The sequence below is a fragment of the Aeromonas sp. 2MA4 genome (assembly GCF_029237305.1).
Lineage (GTDB): Bacteria > Pseudomonadota > Gammaproteobacteria > Enterobacterales > Aeromonadaceae > Aeromonas > Aeromonas salmonicida.
This window is the reverse complement of sequence record NZ_JAACFY010000026.1, coordinates 37,941-52,495: the sequence shown is the minus strand read 5'-3', so window position 1 is coordinate 52,495 and position 14,555 is coordinate 37,941. Positions and strand designations below refer to the sequence as shown.

The window sequence follows — 14,555 nt, the reverse complement described above, 5'->3', positions numbered from 1 at the left end:
GTGAGTGCCCACACAGATTGCTTGATTCAAATTGTTAAAGAGCGACGCAACAGTGTGTTGCTGCGGGAGTGGAATTCTACTCAACCGCCTTCTCGAGTCAAGCCTTATTTTCAAAGGCTTTTCGAGGTTATCGACTTCGCTTTCTGCGTTGCCGCTTGCCCTGTCGATGGAGGCGCATTATAGGGAGCTGAATCTTTCTGGCAAGCAAAAACACTGTGTTTTATTGAGGAAGACGTTCAAGTGTTCAATCAATAGCCAGATCGTGCAAGATGCATCCATTTATGTGCCTCAGAAGAATCTCCATTTCCTTTTTACAGGCCAAGAACTCCGTTGATGCCTTTATAAGGATGCGACGCTTTATATAGGAAGGCAGAGAGGGATAAATAGAAAAGGGCCCTGTTGGGCCCTTCAATCGCGCTGTTACGGCAAATCAGATGGAGAAACTGGAACCACAGCCACAGGTCGTGCTGGCATTGGGGTTGGTCACTGTGAAGCGGGAACCTTCCAGGCCTTCGGTGTAGTCCACGCTGCCGCCTACCAGATATTGCAGGCTCATGGGATCGATCACCATGGTGACGCCACTCTTCTCGACTACAGTGTCCCCTTCATTGATCTTCTCATCAAAGGTGAAACCGTACTGGAAACCGGAGCAGCCACCACCCGTGATGTACACCCGCAACTTGAGCTCGGGATTTTCTTCTTCGGTGATCAGGTTCTTCACCTTGTTGGCTGCCGCATCCGTCATCTGGATTGGCAACGGGGCTTCTGCTACTGCACTCATTACTGACCTCACAACCGTTAAATCCACAAACATGGAAACCGCGAAATTATCTAATACCCGACTATTTAGTTCAAGTATTCACCAATCTTCTTACTGCGCAGCAGGCGGAGCAACCAGGGGTTTGATCAGGTCACCCCATTCGGCCAGCAGCTCCTGGGCCGGCTGTCTGCCCTCTTTGCCAATAGTGACACGCACCCGGTCCGGTATAAAGCCTTCCGGCAGCTGCCAGTTGCCCTCCAGCAGCTGGAAGTAACGCAAGGCATAGCGCCCCTCGCCCACTTTCATGCCAAGCTCACGGCTACCGAGGGTCTTTGGTTTGTCACCCAGGCTGCCCTCTACCTTTATCTGTACCTGGCCGCGGAACAGCTCCCGCTTCTTGGCTGGCTGGGTCAGCGCCAAGCGGTAGTGATAACGGCCGGGGATACTGGTCTCCTGCAATGTGAGGTTATCGATCACCACCCCTACCTGTTCACCCGTGGGTCGCATGATCCGCTCGAAGAAGGCCAACTGGCGCTTCTGCTCCTGCACCTGGGCTTCCTGCTCCTTGAGCGTCTTTTGCAATTGCTCGAACGCGGCCCTCTGTGTGGCCAGCAGGGTATCCTTGATGGCAAGGTCGCTCTTGAGCTGACCTATCGCCTTGCCCTGACGCTCCAGGGTTTCTTGCTGCACCGACAGGAGGCTGCTCTGGGCCAGCTCCTGTCGATTACCGACGAAATAACCGATGAGCGCCCCCACGCACAGCACAGTCAACAACTTCAATATCTGGGACATAAGGCCTCTTTTATTACTACGCCATACAGCGGCCATGCTCCCTTCACTATACGCGACCCAACCGGATTCGCGCTGACATACAAGGAGTTAACTGGTAGTAGCGCCGCTGTCTCCCCGCTTTTGACGCGCAGCAAGCCGTAAAGTTCGCTCCAGGATCTGGGAATAGATAGGGCGCCCCCCCAGCCACTGGGCCACCAGAGTTGCTCCGATCGTGGTGATCATCATGGGCAGGATCAGCTGATAGTTATCGGTCATCTCGGTCACCAGCACTATCCCCGTGATGGGAGCACGCACAGTGGCGGCAAACAAGGCCCCCATGCCGGCGATGGCAAAGGCGCCGGGTTCGATGCCAAGCTCCGGAAAAGCCGCATGAAACAGATGACCGAATACCACACCAAACAGGGTGCCAAGGGCCAGGGTCGGGGCAAACACGCCACCTGGGGCGCCAGAGCAGAAGCAGATAAGAGTGGCCACCAGCCGTACAGAGAAGATGAGGAACAGGGTCGCCATTGCATACTCTCCGCCCATCAGATGGGGGATGAGCTCTGTCCCTCCGCCTGTCACCGAGGGGGCAAACAGCGACAGTACGCCAAAGGTCCCCGCCACCAGCATGCCGATGGCCACGAAGCGATGACGCTTGTTCTGGTGCAGTGCCAGATAGCCATCCTGGCAGGCCAGCACCAGCTTGTTGAAGACAAAACCAAGCACCCCGAAGATAGCCCCCATGAAGAGGAACAGCCAAAGCGCCTTCAGTGCAGGGGCATCGTAGTGCGGCAAGGTGATCACCGCCCCCTGCCCTTTCATGTTCTGCAGCATCAGGGTTGCCATGATGGCGGAGATCCCCACCGCCTTGATGGCCAGAAAGGAGTAGCGAAACTGCGGCCGCATCTCTTCCATCACGAACAGGATCCCGGCCAGCGGTGCATTGAAAGCGGCGGCCAGACCACCCGCGGCACCGGCGGCCAGCAAAGCATGACCATGCTCCTTGGGTAGCCGGCAGATATCCGCCACCATCTTGCCAAGGTTGCCACCGATCTGCACCGAGGGTCCCTCCCGTCCCAGCACCATGCCGGAGCTCAGGGTACAGATGCCGCCGAAGAACTTGACCGGCAGCACCCGCCACCAGCGTACCGGACGCAGATCATCCATGGCCCCTTCGATTTCAGGGATCCCTGAGCCCCCCGCTTCCGGAGCAAAGGCATGGGTGAGGAAGTAACCGACAAAGCCTAACAAGGCGCTGAAGCCAAATCCGAGCAGACCGAGCTGCCACCAGGGACGGTCGGCCAGCAGCTCGAGTCGCTGCTCGGCCAGCCAGTGCACACCGGATTCGAACAGCCCGCACACCAACCCTGCCAAGGTACCGACCAGGGCCGCCAGCAATAACACCAGCAGTGGCATTTTGTCTTGATGGATCATGCGCAGCAAGGCGGGGCTGCGTGGATAAGAGGGAGCGTCAGAAGAGGAGATAACTTGTTGTGCCATCTTGTTGCACCATGTTGGAAAGATCACATTTGTCTGCCTGGTGAGGAGCATCTGGCAGACAGCCCGGCTGCCCAGTACAGAGCCTTTCTGCTATAGTCGGCCCGTTTCATTTAGCACGGGGCAGGCCTGGACCAGGTAACGAGAGCGCAAAGCATACTCCAGCTCCCCCAGGCTGCCGAGCCGCAATAGGCCGCCTGCGCCTGTGCGACGACCAAAATCCCATTAAGGATGATCCATGTCAAAATCAGATCAGCTGTTTGAACAGGCCCGCCAGACCATTCCGGGTGGCGTCAACTCACCGGTCCGCGCCTTCAATGGGGTCGGCGGTACACCCCGCTTCATCGATCATGCCGATGGTGCCTACCTCTATGACGTGGATGGTCAGGCCTATGTGGACTACATCGGCTCCTGGGGCCCCATGCTGCTCGGTCACAACCACCCGGCCATCAAGGCTGCCGTCATCAAGGCAGTGGAGAAGGGTCTGAGCTATGGTGCGCCCACCGAGATCGAAGTGCTGATGGCTGAGAAGGTACGCCAGATTGTGCCTTCCATGGAGCAGGTGCGGATGGTGAACTCCGGCACTGAGGCAACCATGAGCGCCATCCGGCTGGCTCGCGGTTACACGGGTCGCGACAAAATCGTCAAGTTTGAAGGCTGCTATCACGGCCACGCCGATTCCCTGCTGGTCAAGGCCGGCTCCGGCGCCCTCACCCTGGGTCAGCCCAACAGCCCGGGCGTGCCGGCCGACTTTGCCAAACACACCCTGACCTGCGTGTTCAACGACCTCGATTCGGTACGGGAAGCCTTCACCCAATACGGTTGTGATATCGCCTGCATCATAGTCGAGCCGGTCGCCGGCAACATGAACTGCATCCCGCCTGTGCCCGGTTTTCTGGAAGGGCTGCGCACCATCTGCGACGAGTTCGGTGCCCTGTTGATCCTGGACGAGGTGATGACCGGTTTCCGTGTCTCGCTGCGTGGTGCTCAGGGTTACTACAACATAGACCCGGACCTTACCACTCTCGGCAAGATCATCGGTGCCGGCATGCCGGTTGGCGCTTTCGGCGGCAAGAAGAAGGTGATGCAGCATATAGCCCCGACCGGTCCGGTTTATCAGGCGGGTACTCTCTCCGGCAACCCGGTCGCCATGGCCGCGGGCCTGACCATGCTGGATCTGCTGCTGGAGCCGGGGCTCTATGAGCAGCTGAATGCCAAGACTGCCCGGGTTGCCGAGGGGCTGAAAGCCGCTGCCGCCAAGCACGGTATCCCGCTCGCCATCAACTATGTGGGCGGCATGTTCGGCTTCTTCTTTACCGACGAGCCGGAGATCACCCGCTATGAGCAGGTTACCCGCTGCGACATGGAACGTTTCAAGCGCTTCTATCATCTGATGCTGGAAGAGGGTGTTTACCTGGCGCCGAGTGCCTACGAGGCAGGCTTCCTGTCACTGGCCCACGGCGACAAGGAGATCGAACATACCCTGGCCGCCGCCGAACGCAGCTTCGCCAAACTGGCGGGTTAATCCAGCCAGAGATTAACGAGAGGGCCCTTTGCGGGCCCTTTTCTCTATCTGATGCGTCTGACGTCCCCCAGCGCCTCTTTCTGGTGCAGCTCTCTGCTCACCCCCTCTGTTTTGTCATCCCCTGGTGCAATATCCCATACCATCCCCGTCATAAAACGGGCCCACTATTTGCACATCTTCAGCAGGAGCCCACTTGACCGAGGTCCATATGGCAGAGATGAGCCCCATCGATGTGCTGCGGCGCTATCAGGAATACGAAACCGAACTGGCCCCCCTGTTGCTGGGGCTGCTCACCGCCCCCCGTGATTCCCTAAAGGGCTACCCCTTTATTCTGACCATAGGCCAGAGCCGTGAGTCTGCGAGGATCCTTCCCCCCGTACCCGCGCCACAGGCACAGCTACGTCTGGTTGTGCAGGGTCATGGTCGGGAACTGACACTTTGCCTCAATCAGCTGATTGCCTGGCTGATGGGCGATCGTGAGCGGCGCCGCGCCATGCCCTGGTTCAAGGCTGTCTATGTGGTGCTGAGCATGGCGCTGTTTCTCATCGTCGCCACCCTGATATGGCATGGATTGGAGCAGCTCTATCTGCTGCTGTGCGGGGAGCAGCAGAACCAGCTAGGTGCCTTTAGCGCCATCATATTCCTGACCCTGGCGCTGGCGGTATTCGATCTGGGCAAGACCATTCTGGAGGAGGAGGTGCTGCTGCATAAGGACATCTTTCGCCACAGCGCCGTTCGCCGCACCATCACCCGCTTTATCGCCGCCATCCTGATTGCGGTCTCCATCGAGGGGCTGTTGCTGCTGTTCAAAGGGTCGCTTGGCCAGAGCGAACTGCTCTGGCCTGCGGTAGGTGTAATGGGATGTGCCGTGGGACTGCTGCTGGCACTGGGGCTCTATGTGTTTCTGGGGGCCAAAGCCGAGGCGGCACTGGTCCAGGCTAACCTGCGATCTCCACCAGCCGGGGTTGAGCCTTGCGTCGCTCTGCCCGCCAGGAGGCGTACATGGTCCAGGAGGTATAGATGACGATAAAGGCCACCAGCCACTTCAACATCGCCATGTCCATGGACTGTACCAGCAGGGCAGCCAGCACCACGCCGATGGGGCCAAAAATTGCCACTGCCAGCACGGCCCTGGCATCAAAGGCCCCCTTGCGAATGAAGGTGCCCGCCGAGAAGACGCTGAGCACGGCGGTGGATCCCATCATGATGGGAAACGCCGCCATGGGGTTCATCCCCAGCAGATAGACGAGCGTCATGCAGGGGGCGAACAGCCCGATCCCCACATTCATCAAGACCCCGAAGATGAAATTGCCGAGCAGGGCAATTCCCAGCTTGTAACCTGTCAGCCCCATGGCATCGCCGCCGAGGGGGAACAGACCCAGCAAGCCCGCAAAGATAAGGCCGGCCACCACCAGCAGAGAGACTGCCATCACCAGCCGTATGGTCTGACGATCAAATGAAGCCACATGACGCGCCCCCCAGGCCGCCCCTGCTGCTGCTGCCACCATCATGCTGATGAGCGTGATCGGGTCCACCTTGACCACGCCGATAAAGATGAGGGACTGGGCAACCGTCGGCAGCACGCACTGGCCATTGAGGGTACCGGGTAGCAGCCGATCGTCGATCAACTTGAACTGCTTGAAACAGGCTGTCTTCACGGCAAAGCTGCCAACCCCCAGGGTATCGAGAAAATTGGCAACAAATCCGATGGCGGCCACCGGCCAGAACGGGGTTGGCTCCAGTGAGCCCTGCTGCCGTTTATGCCACCAGGCCCGTACCAGCATGAAAACGAACGCCAGGGCACAGACGATGAATATCAGGCGTAAAAGATTAATTAGCATACCGACCTCTCCTGCAAGGGCCGGCGATTCTAAGGCAGCGGAAATTAAAAGTCCTGACCAGAATCAATCACGCCCCCATGCAAACGATTGTCTGGATAAAGCTGGGGCAAGCGCGTTCGAATGACTCTGCTAATACTTATCCATGAGGGCCAGCAGGCCTGGGGCCATCGGTGGTAGTCATGGTCATTTCGCGACGACCACAGTCATCGATGGGCTGTAGCCAAAAAGAAGGCCGGTGTAAACCGACCTTCTTTTTTTGATATTAATCGGACGGATGCCCGGTACTGCGCCGTCGTGGCCCAAGAGGCAGCCGGGAGGCAAGCCAGCCGATCAGCGCATCCGACAGCCCCGTCAGCAACAACAAGGGCAAACAGAGCAGGGTCAGGCCCAAGGCGCCAACATAGACATCCGTCAACCAGTGGGCACCAGACAAAATACGGGGCGCCGAGAACAGCGGCACCATCAAGATGGCCAGCACCCCTGCCCAGCGTGGCAGATAACGCAGGGCGAAACCGGCAAAGATCATCAAAAACAGGGCATGATCGCCGGGGAAACTGTCGCTGGAGGAATCCTTGGTCGGGATCGCGCTGAGCTGGGTGACTCGTAGTGCATCCGCAACGGTCAGGGTCGGACTGGGACGACTGACCGGCAGCAGGTGACCAAACTGGTTGATAACCAGGGCCCCCAACAACATGACGATCCCCATGGCGACAAGGCGACGACGATCTCCATCCTCAGAACGGAAGAAGCACATCGCCAGGATGAGCCCCATGCAGCCCAATACGACCAGATCAAACAGACGATTATTGGTCACGGCCACCACATCGGCCCACAACGAAGACTGGCCCAGCCAGCCATTGACCAGATGAAAGACGGCAAGATCCCACTGATCCCAGGGGCCATGGGCAGGCAAGGCGGCCCAACTGATGGCAATGAGGCCCCCAATCAAATAGCACGGCACGAACTTGCTCATGCAGACTCTCCTCTCCCGGAAAAAACGCGGCATTCTAGAACATAATGGGCGCGATTTGAATCCTTAACATTGGAGAGGGGATAACCGGACAGGCGCTATTACAACCGGGCTGTGAAGCTGCCATATCGACACAAGGTCCACTGGATGACGGAACACTACCTTGGTCTGAACCAGGCTTGCAGCTAGTATGAGAGCTCTTTTTAACGAGATGATGAGGAATATGCGCAGCTACCTTCGCATTATGTTGTTTGCCCTGGGTTTGCTGGCGGGCGTTCAGGTACCGGGTCTGATCGACCTCTACTACCAGCGGCTGGATGCACGCCTGCAACAGGCCAACCTCAGCCTGGTGCCATTCCAGGGCACCGCAGATCAGCACTTCAACGGCGATCTGACCGCCCTGGTCAACCACTATCGCACCAACCCGGACCCCGTATTCGCCAGGGATGCCGTCAGTCTGCAACACCTGGTGAGCCAGCAGCAGATGCTGTTGCAGGAGAGTGCTTTCAAGGATCATCCCTGGTATCAGCAGCTGACACACCTGCTGCTGCGCGCCGATCCCCAACTCTGGCAAGATACCCTGCAAAACTACAGCTATCTGGTGCCGCTCAAACAGTCCGCCATCATCTGTGGCATGTCGGTGGGGTTCATCGCGGTCTTGCTGGGAGACCTGCTGCTCGGCCTCATACTATTGCCGTTTCGAAAGCGACAACCGAGATCGCGCCATGCCCTGCGCTAACTGCAACCTATAAAAATCCCTGCAGAGACCAAAACAGAAGGGGCCTGATGGCCCCTTCTGTTTTGGTCTCTGCACTGTCACGCTCACAACTCGTATGGCAATCGCGACTCCGTCACCAGCCGATTGAGCGCCTGGACCACATGAGGATCGAACTGACTGCCGGAGCGGGACTGGATATATTCCATGGTCTGCGCCAGCGACCAGGGCTCCTTGTAGGGGCGCTTGCTGAGCAGAGCATCAAACACATCGACCACGGCCACGATACGGGCTGACAGCGGGATCTGCTGGCCGGCCAGCTGCTCCGGGTAGCCCTTGCCATCGAAGTGCTCATGATGACCACGGGCAATTTCGGCCCCCAGCGACAGGTAGCTGGTGCCTTCCACCATCTCGCCCGCCTTGTGCAATATGCTAGCCCCTATGTCTGCATGCTGCTCCATGATGACCCGCTCATCCGGCTCGAACCGGCCAGGCTTGTGCAGAATGTGGTCCGGTGTGCCGACCTTGCCGACATCGTGCAATATGCTGGCCATGCCGATCATGTCGACAAAGCCGGGAGTCAGTTCATTGGGGTAAGCACCCGCTTGCTGCATCTCGGCCACTATGGCATCGGAGAGTTTCTGTACTCGCAGCACATGTTCACCGGTATCAGAATCACGAAACTCCGCCAGCGCAGCGAGCGCCACCACTGTTGCCTCCTGGGCACGCAGCAGCTGGTTGTAGAGATAGAGGTTATCGTAAGCAGCTGAAATCCGCTGGCAAAATACATCCAGCAGATCGCACTCCAGAGGATCGAGAGGTTGGGTCGGCGTGAAGTTGAGCACGAACTCGCGACCATTCTGGGCAGCGATATAGAGAGCATCTTGCGGGTGCTCAAAGCGGTTTCGACGGTTGGCAAGCGCACTCATCACAGAGTCGTTCAACGCAGGAAAGGCAGCAAGGGATACACCATTGAGCAGAGATTCATAGTCACCAGTGGCCGCCAGCACTTCCAGTTCCTGAGAGTCGGGCCTGCGCTCGACGCAGATGGCCCCTTCAGTGCCGACATCCAGAATGGCGCTGATCTGTTTCAGGACGCCGGAGGCAAATTCCCGCAGGGAGTGCAGATGATAGAGATCCCCCGCGCCTTCCAGGATCTTGCCAAGCCCCTGGCGACTCTTGTCGATGGCGCAGAGGGTCTCGTAGGAGCGTAAAGACGCTATGACAGTGGTGAAGAGCTTCTGCACCGTCAACTCTGTCTTGGTCTTGTAGTCGTTGATGTCGTAGTCGAGGATCACCCGCTGCTCTGGGGCCTGACCGGGCTGGCCGGTGCGCAGCACTATGCGCACCAGGCTGTTGTGCATCTCGTTGCGGATCTGGTGTACCAGTCGTAGACCGGCATCTTCGGTCTCCATCACCACATCCAGCAAGATGAGGGCGATACGTGGATTGGCCAGCAGCATTTGAGCCGCTTCGGCACCACTGTAGGCATTGAGCAGTTCGAGGGGGCGGGACTTGTATTGAATGTTGGAAAGCGCCAATCGGGTAGCATGATGAATGTCAGGTTCATCGTCCACGATCAGCACTTTCCAGGGGTTGATCGCCTTGACCACCACGGCCTCATCATCATCCAGCTCTATGATGTCGTCATCCAGCCAGATTTCGTCCTTGTCTTGGGCACTGCTCATATCGTTCACGCCTCCAGGCGCTGCATGAGTGTATTGACAGTATGTACCATCAGGCCGTGTTGGATCACAAGAGCCCGCTGCGTTCTCCCCCTCGCCAATGGCCAGAAGGCATGACGCTTGCCAGCTTATTCAAAAGGTTCAAGGTAGGCCTGAATGGCCTTCTTCAGCCACGCCAGTACCTTGCCATGATAGGCGTTTTCCGACAGATAGACGCCGTAGTCACGCCACTGCAGACTGAATTTGTGCTTCAGGGTCAATAATTCCCCCTGCCGCAGCTGGCTCTGGATCAAGGGAGAAGGCAGCACGGCCCACCCCAGTCCATCCAGCACAGCATCCCGCATCAGTTCGAAGCTCGACAGACCTATATGTTGACCCCCGATGGGGAGCAGGCTCTTGACCGAAAATTCGTCCACGTAGGAGAGGGTGACCTGAGTATGGCCGGTCAAATCCTGCTGCAATACCCGCTTCAGACTGGCCAATGGGTGGCTGGGTGCCACCACCATCAGGGTACGGATCGGGTTGAGCACATCGATATTGAGGCCACTGCGCTCCTGCTCCTCCGTGATGAGACCGAAGGCGGCATCGACAAACCCCTCCTCCACCAGCGCTGGCAGTTCAGGGGGAGAAGCCAGCACCAGCGAGATACTGGTGCCGGGGAACTGGCGGCGCAGCGCCCCCAGCATGTCGCGCCACACCAGCTCGGGAATGGCATCATCCCGCGCCACCCGCAGCGCCACCTCGGCACCGGAGGCATAGTGCTCGCACTTGAGCTTGAGGCTGTTGGCGGCCTGCAACAGCCGCTTGCAATCATCCAGTACCAGCTCACCGATCTCGGTCAATCGACTCTGGTTGGCCCCCCGTTCAAAAAGTTCGACGCCAAGCTCTACCTCCAGCGCCGCAATCGCCGTGCTGACCGCACTGCGACTTTTGCCAAGACGACGAGCCGTGTTGGCAATGGAGCCACTGTTAGCTGATTCGACAAAGAGTTGTATCTGATAAAGCTTCATGACAACGGGCTGATGGCAGAATATCCGATGTTCACATTACCTCGCCTCCGTTTGGCAAGGCAAACCATTAGCGTCTGAATAACCGACGCTCAGCGATTCCTGACTCAAGTATCACTAGGGTTATCCTCTCATCCGTCTCAGCCACAGAAGGAAATTTTATGTTACTCAGTCGAATGCTTTTAGCCCGAATATTTTTGACGGCCGCCATTTTCACCGAGGTCGCGGGCACCTCAAGCATGGCCATGATCCCCGCCAATGATGCCGGCTGGATCAACTATCTGCCGATGTGGATCCTGATCACCGTCTCTTACATGTTGTTGGCCAAAGCCGCCAAAACAATCTCCATTGGTATTGCGTTTGCCCTGTGGGAAGGACTGGGGATCGGCTTGATCACCATCATCTCCATCCTGTTTCTGGGTTATGACCTCAACACGCAGGAGTTGATCGGTCTGGCATTGGCAATAGTGGGTATTGTTATGGTGACAATGGGTGAGACCCATGATGATCCGGCACCCCGTCGCCGCAGGCCCATTACCCCCGTCAAGATTGAAGGTGCGGTATGAGCCCGATAGTCATCATACTCGGCGCCGCCCTGCTGGATATTGGCGCCAACATGGCGATCAATCGCTCGGTGGGCTTTCGTCACAAGGGTTGGGGTTTCTTCGGTATTCTGCTGGTGCTCTGCGCCTTCACCCTGCTTTCCGAAGCCGTGGGTACCGGCAAGATTGACCTTGCTGTCGCTTATGCCACCTGGGGTGCCATCGGCATTCTCGGTACGGCGCTTGGTGGCTTGCTGCTGTTTGGCGAGCGCCTCAAGCCCATCGGCTGGGTCGGCATAGTGGTCATGGCTGTCGCAGTGGCGCTGCTGACCACGGCTTGATGAACTTGACCCCACAATGAAGAAAGCCGCCCGGTCACAGACCGGGCGGCTTTTTTACTGGTAGCGACGGCATCACAGAAACGCTAGCTAACCTCGTACAGCTCCAGCGGCAGACCGTCTGGATCAGCGAAAAAAGTAAAACGCTTGCCGGTCCATTCATCCACCCGCACCGGCTCTACCTCTATTTGATGATGCTGCAAATGCCGCACGACTCTGTCCAGGTCGCTCACCCTGAACGCCAGATGGCGCAGGCCACAGGCCTCCGGGCGTGAGGGGCGTTCAGGGGGAGCCGGAAAGCTGAACAGCTCCAGCTGACTGCCATCGGGCAGCCCCAAGTCCAGCTTCCAGGATTGGCGCGCCTCACGCAGGGTTTCAGCAATGATGGGCAGTCCCAACACCTGATGATAAAAGTGGCGCGAGCGGTCATAGTCGCTGGCGATGATGGCCACATGGTGGATGGCGTCAAACAATGGCAAAGACATGAGGACTCCAGTCAAACGGGCAGCCTGCGCTGCCCGTTTCATCTATCAGTTGAAGAAACCACCGAACCAGTCATCCAGTGCGCTGCGTGGCGATGGGCTGCTGCAGCTCATGGGCTCGGCCAGAGTGGCCAGCTTGGCAGGCACCTGCAGGCTGCCCGGGCAATCGCTGGCCACTCTGGCCCCGCTGGCGCGGGAGAAGTTGGCCCAGCTCACCCCTTGCGGCATCTTGATGGCAAGGCTGTTGACGCCACGCTGGCCCATGTAACCGCTAAACAGTTGCAGGGCGCCATTGGAGCCTGTCAGCCCCGCCGGTGTGTTGTCGTCACGCCCCACCCAGACACTGACCAGCTCGTTGTTGTCCAGCCCTGCAAACCAGGAGTCACGCAGCTCGTTGGTGGTGCCTGTCTTGCCCGCCATGGTGGCGCCGGGGAACTTGGCGTTGAGTGAGCGGGCCGTGCCCTGGCTCACCGTTTTGGTCATGGCAAACAAGGTGAGCCAGCTGGCCTGCTCGTCCGTGACCCGCTTGGCGGTCTGATCATGCTGATAGAGAGCACTGCCATCGCTGTTGACCACGGCGCGGATGGCCGACAAGGGCTGGGTCATCCCCTGGTTGGCGATGGGCAGATACATCTGGTTCACCTCCATAGGGGAGAGGGCAACAGCCCCCAACACCAGCGACGGATAGGGCTGGATCTCCTGCTCTACCCCCAGCTTGTGCAATGTGTCCACCACCTTCTCCAGCCCCACTTGCAGACCCAGATTGACGGTCGGCACGTTGAGGGAGCTGGCCAGTGCATCCATCAAGGGCACGCTCTGGCGGAACTTGCGATCATAGTTCTGCGGTGTCCAGAGCTGGCCATCCTTGCCACGGATGCGGATCGGTTGGTCCTTGAGCGGACTCGCCAACGTCAGGCCGTTGGAGAGGCCGGTCAGATAGACGGCAGGCTTGACCAGAGAGCCAATCTGTCGGCGGGCATCCAGCGCCCGGTTGAAACCGGCGTAGCGCGGATCCCGGCCCCCCACCAGTGCAACCACTTCACCCTTGTGCCAGTCGGAGACCACCATGGCCGCCTCCAGCTTCTTCTTGCCACGCTGCTTCTCGATGAGTGCCAGTCCCGATGCGACCGCCTGCTCGGCGGCATGCTGGGCGATGGGATCCAGGCTGGTGAAGATCTTGAGGCCGGACTGCTTGAGCAGATCAGGCCCGAAACGGCTCTGGATCTCGCGCTTGAGCAGGCCCATGAAGGCCGGGGTGCGGCCATAACTCATCTGGCCACGGGTAATGATGCCGAGCGGCTGCTTGCTGGCCAGCTCGTACTCTGCCGCTTGCAGGCTGCCGTGATCCATCAGCAGCTTGAGCACCAGATCACGACGGGCTTTGGCCCGCTCCGGGAAGCGCCAGGGATCGTAATAGGAGGGTCCCTTCACCAGCCCCACCAGCAGGGCGACCTGATCTATGTCCAGCTCGTTGACCGGAATGCCGAAGTAGAAGTAGGAGGCGAGCCCGAAGCCATACACACCCTGGGAGAAGTTCTGCCCCAGATAGACCTCGTTGAGATAGGCCTCCAGGATCTCGTCCTTGCTATAGCGGTAGTCGATCAACACCGCCATGTAGGCTTCCTGCAGTTTGCGCCACAGGCTGCGTTCGCGGGTCAGAAAGAAGTTCTTGGCCAGCTGCTGAGTCAGGGTACTGCCCCCCTGCACGGTGCGACCGGCCAGCACGTTGGCCACCATGGCACGCATGATGGCCACCGGCGAGACGCCTCCATGCTGGTAAAAGTCGCGATCCTCTGTGGTCAGCAGCGTGATGAGCAGGCTGTCCGGCACCTCGGCGATGCGCACCAGCAGACGATCTTCCCGATCCTCGGTATTGAGGCGGTCGAGCAGTACCGGGTCCATCTGGGCATAACCGAGTTGACGCTGGTTCTCCAGCGACTGGATCCCTTCCAGGCGAGCGCCGCTGAAGGTAAGGCGCAGGCCACGGGCACCGTCGGCGCCGTCATGGAAGGCGAATGGACGGCGGATGAGCTCGATACGATTGCCACTCACTGCGTACTCGCCCGGAGTATGGGGCTGACGCACCTGCTTGTAGCTCAGCATGTTGAGCTCGCGCAGCATCTGAGCCTGGGAGAGGCGCTGGCTGGGATAGAGCTCCAGCGGACGACTGTAAACCATCACCGGCAGTTGCCACTTCTCCCCGTCAAAGCGCTCGCGCACCTTGGTATCGAGATAGATGCCAAATACCACCATGAAGGCCGCCACCACCAGGGAGAGCTTGAAGCCAAGCCAGAACAGCTTGCGCCAGATGGTGCGTTTGGGCGCCACCTTCTTGGGTGTGCGCTTGCGTCGTTGCGTTGCCATGAATCCTCTTTGCTATTCGTTATATCGCCATCGCGGGCATGATTACCGGTCGACC

Annotated in this window: 15 protein-coding genes; 6 read left to right on the top strand and 9 right to left on the bottom strand. The window is 58.6% G+C overall.

All coding sequences use genetic code 11. From position 1 onward, the window contains the following. Nucleotides 1-183 (top strand): hypothetical protein (locus GWQ31_RS20275; protein ID WP_275910143.1); only part of this gene is annotated, 183 nt, incomplete at its 5' end. Nucleotides 184-430: 247 nt separating this feature from the next. On the opposite strand, the gene erpA is transcribed toward GWQ31_RS20275, so the two are convergent. The 3 genes from erpA to clcA form a co-directional block, all read right to left on the bottom strand. Then, the gene (gene erpA / locus GWQ31_RS20270) at nt 431-781 is read right to left on the bottom strand and encodes an iron-sulfur cluster insertion protein ErpA (protein WP_005313135.1); all 351 of its coding nucleotides are present in this window, start codon (nt 779-781) and stop codon (nt 431-433) included. A 90-nt stretch (nt 782-871) separates the two neighbouring features. After that, the gene (locus GWQ31_RS20265) at nt 872-1,552 is read right to left on the bottom strand and encodes a DUF6776 family protein (protein WP_265463083.1); all 681 of its coding nucleotides are present in this window, start codon (nt 1,550-1,552) and stop codon (nt 872-874) included. An 87-nt stretch (nt 1,553-1,639) separates the two neighbouring features. Beyond that, nucleotides 1,640-3,034 (bottom strand): H(+)/Cl(-) exchange transporter ClcA, encoded by a 1,395-nt coding sequence (gene clcA, locus GWQ31_RS20260; protein WP_275910142.1) that lies wholly within the window; start codon nt 3,032-3,034, stop codon nt 1,640-1,642. 235 nt (nt 3,035-3,269) lie between these two features. Between clcA and hemL the strand changes: the two genes are divergently transcribed. Then, nucleotides 3,270-4,556: a glutamate-1-semialdehyde 2,1-aminomutase gene (hemL, locus tag GWQ31_RS20255; protein WP_005313142.1), complete on the top strand. Its 1,287-nt coding sequence runs from the start codon at nt 3,270-3,272 to the stop codon at nt 4,554-4,556. A 208-nt stretch (nt 4,557-4,764) separates the two neighbouring features. Further along, on the top strand, nt 4,765-5,580 hold the full coding sequence (locus tag GWQ31_RS20250; protein ID WP_011898378.1) for a hypothetical protein: 816 nt from the start codon (nt 4,765-4,767) through the stop codon (nt 5,578-5,580). Here GWQ31_RS20250 and GWQ31_RS20245 read toward each other — a convergent pair. After that, nucleotides 5,495-6,397, bottom strand: coding sequence for a sulfite exporter TauE/SafE family protein (locus GWQ31_RS20245; RefSeq protein WP_275910141.1), 903 nt, complete (start codon nt 6,395-6,397; stop codon nt 5,495-5,497). The genes GWQ31_RS20250 and GWQ31_RS20245 overlap by 86 nt on opposite strands. Before the next feature lie 262 nt (nt 6,398-6,659). Beyond that, complete coding sequence (locus tag GWQ31_RS20240; protein WP_275910140.1) at nt 6,660-7,370, bottom strand: phosphatase PAP2 family protein; 711 nt, start codon at nt 7,368-7,370, stop codon at nt 6,660-6,662. 208 nt (nt 7,371-7,578) lie between these two features. Between GWQ31_RS20240 and GWQ31_RS20235 the strand changes: the two genes are divergently transcribed. Beyond that, nucleotides 7,579-8,106 carry a DUF2937 family protein gene (locus tag GWQ31_RS20235; RefSeq protein ID WP_275910139.1) on the top strand — a complete coding sequence of 176 codons (528 nt, stop codon included), beginning with the start codon at nt 7,579-7,581 and terminating at the stop codon, nt 8,104-8,106. A gap of 83 nt (nt 8,107-8,189) precedes the next feature. Here the strand turns inward: GWQ31_RS20235 and GWQ31_RS20230 are convergent, their stop codons facing one another. Further along, nucleotides 8,190-9,770: a DUF3369 domain-containing protein gene (locus GWQ31_RS20230; RefSeq protein ID WP_058395896.1), complete on the bottom strand. Its 1,581-nt coding sequence runs from the start codon at nt 9,768-9,770 to the stop codon at nt 8,190-8,192. 125 nt (nt 9,771-9,895) lie between these two features. Beyond that, a complete protein-coding gene (locus tag GWQ31_RS20225) occupies nt 9,896-10,777 on the bottom strand; it encodes a LysR family transcriptional regulator (protein ID WP_005313161.1) in 882 nt (293 codons plus the stop codon). A 158-nt stretch (nt 10,778-10,935) separates the two neighbouring features. Between GWQ31_RS20225 and GWQ31_RS20220 the strand changes: the two genes are divergently transcribed. Together GWQ31_RS20220 and GWQ31_RS20215 are read left to right on the top strand one after the other, a co-directional pair. Then, nucleotides 10,936-11,340, top strand: coding sequence for an SMR family transporter (locus tag GWQ31_RS20220; protein WP_111587949.1), 405 nt, complete (start codon nt 10,936-10,938; stop codon nt 11,338-11,340). Beyond that, entirely contained in the window at nt 11,337-11,657 is a 321-nt protein-coding gene (locus tag GWQ31_RS20215) for an SMR family transporter (RefSeq protein WP_058395897.1), read from the top strand. Before GWQ31_RS20220 ends, GWQ31_RS20215 begins: the two co-directional genes overlap by 4 nt. A gap of 83 nt (nt 11,658-11,740) precedes the next feature. Here the strand turns inward: GWQ31_RS20215 and GWQ31_RS20210 are convergent, their stop codons facing one another. Together GWQ31_RS20210 and mrcB are read right to left on the bottom strand one after the other, a co-directional pair. Continuing rightward, the gene (locus GWQ31_RS20210) at nt 11,741-12,139 is read right to left on the bottom strand and encodes a VOC family protein (protein WP_111587950.1); all 399 of its coding nucleotides are present in this window, start codon (nt 12,137-12,139) and stop codon (nt 11,741-11,743) included. A gap of 45 nt (nt 12,140-12,184) precedes the next feature. After that, a complete protein-coding gene (mrcB, locus tag GWQ31_RS20205) occupies nt 12,185-14,500 on the bottom strand; it encodes a penicillin-binding protein 1B (protein WP_256685505.1) in 2,316 nt (771 codons plus the stop codon). Between the last annotated feature and the right edge of the window lie 55 nt (nt 14,501-14,555).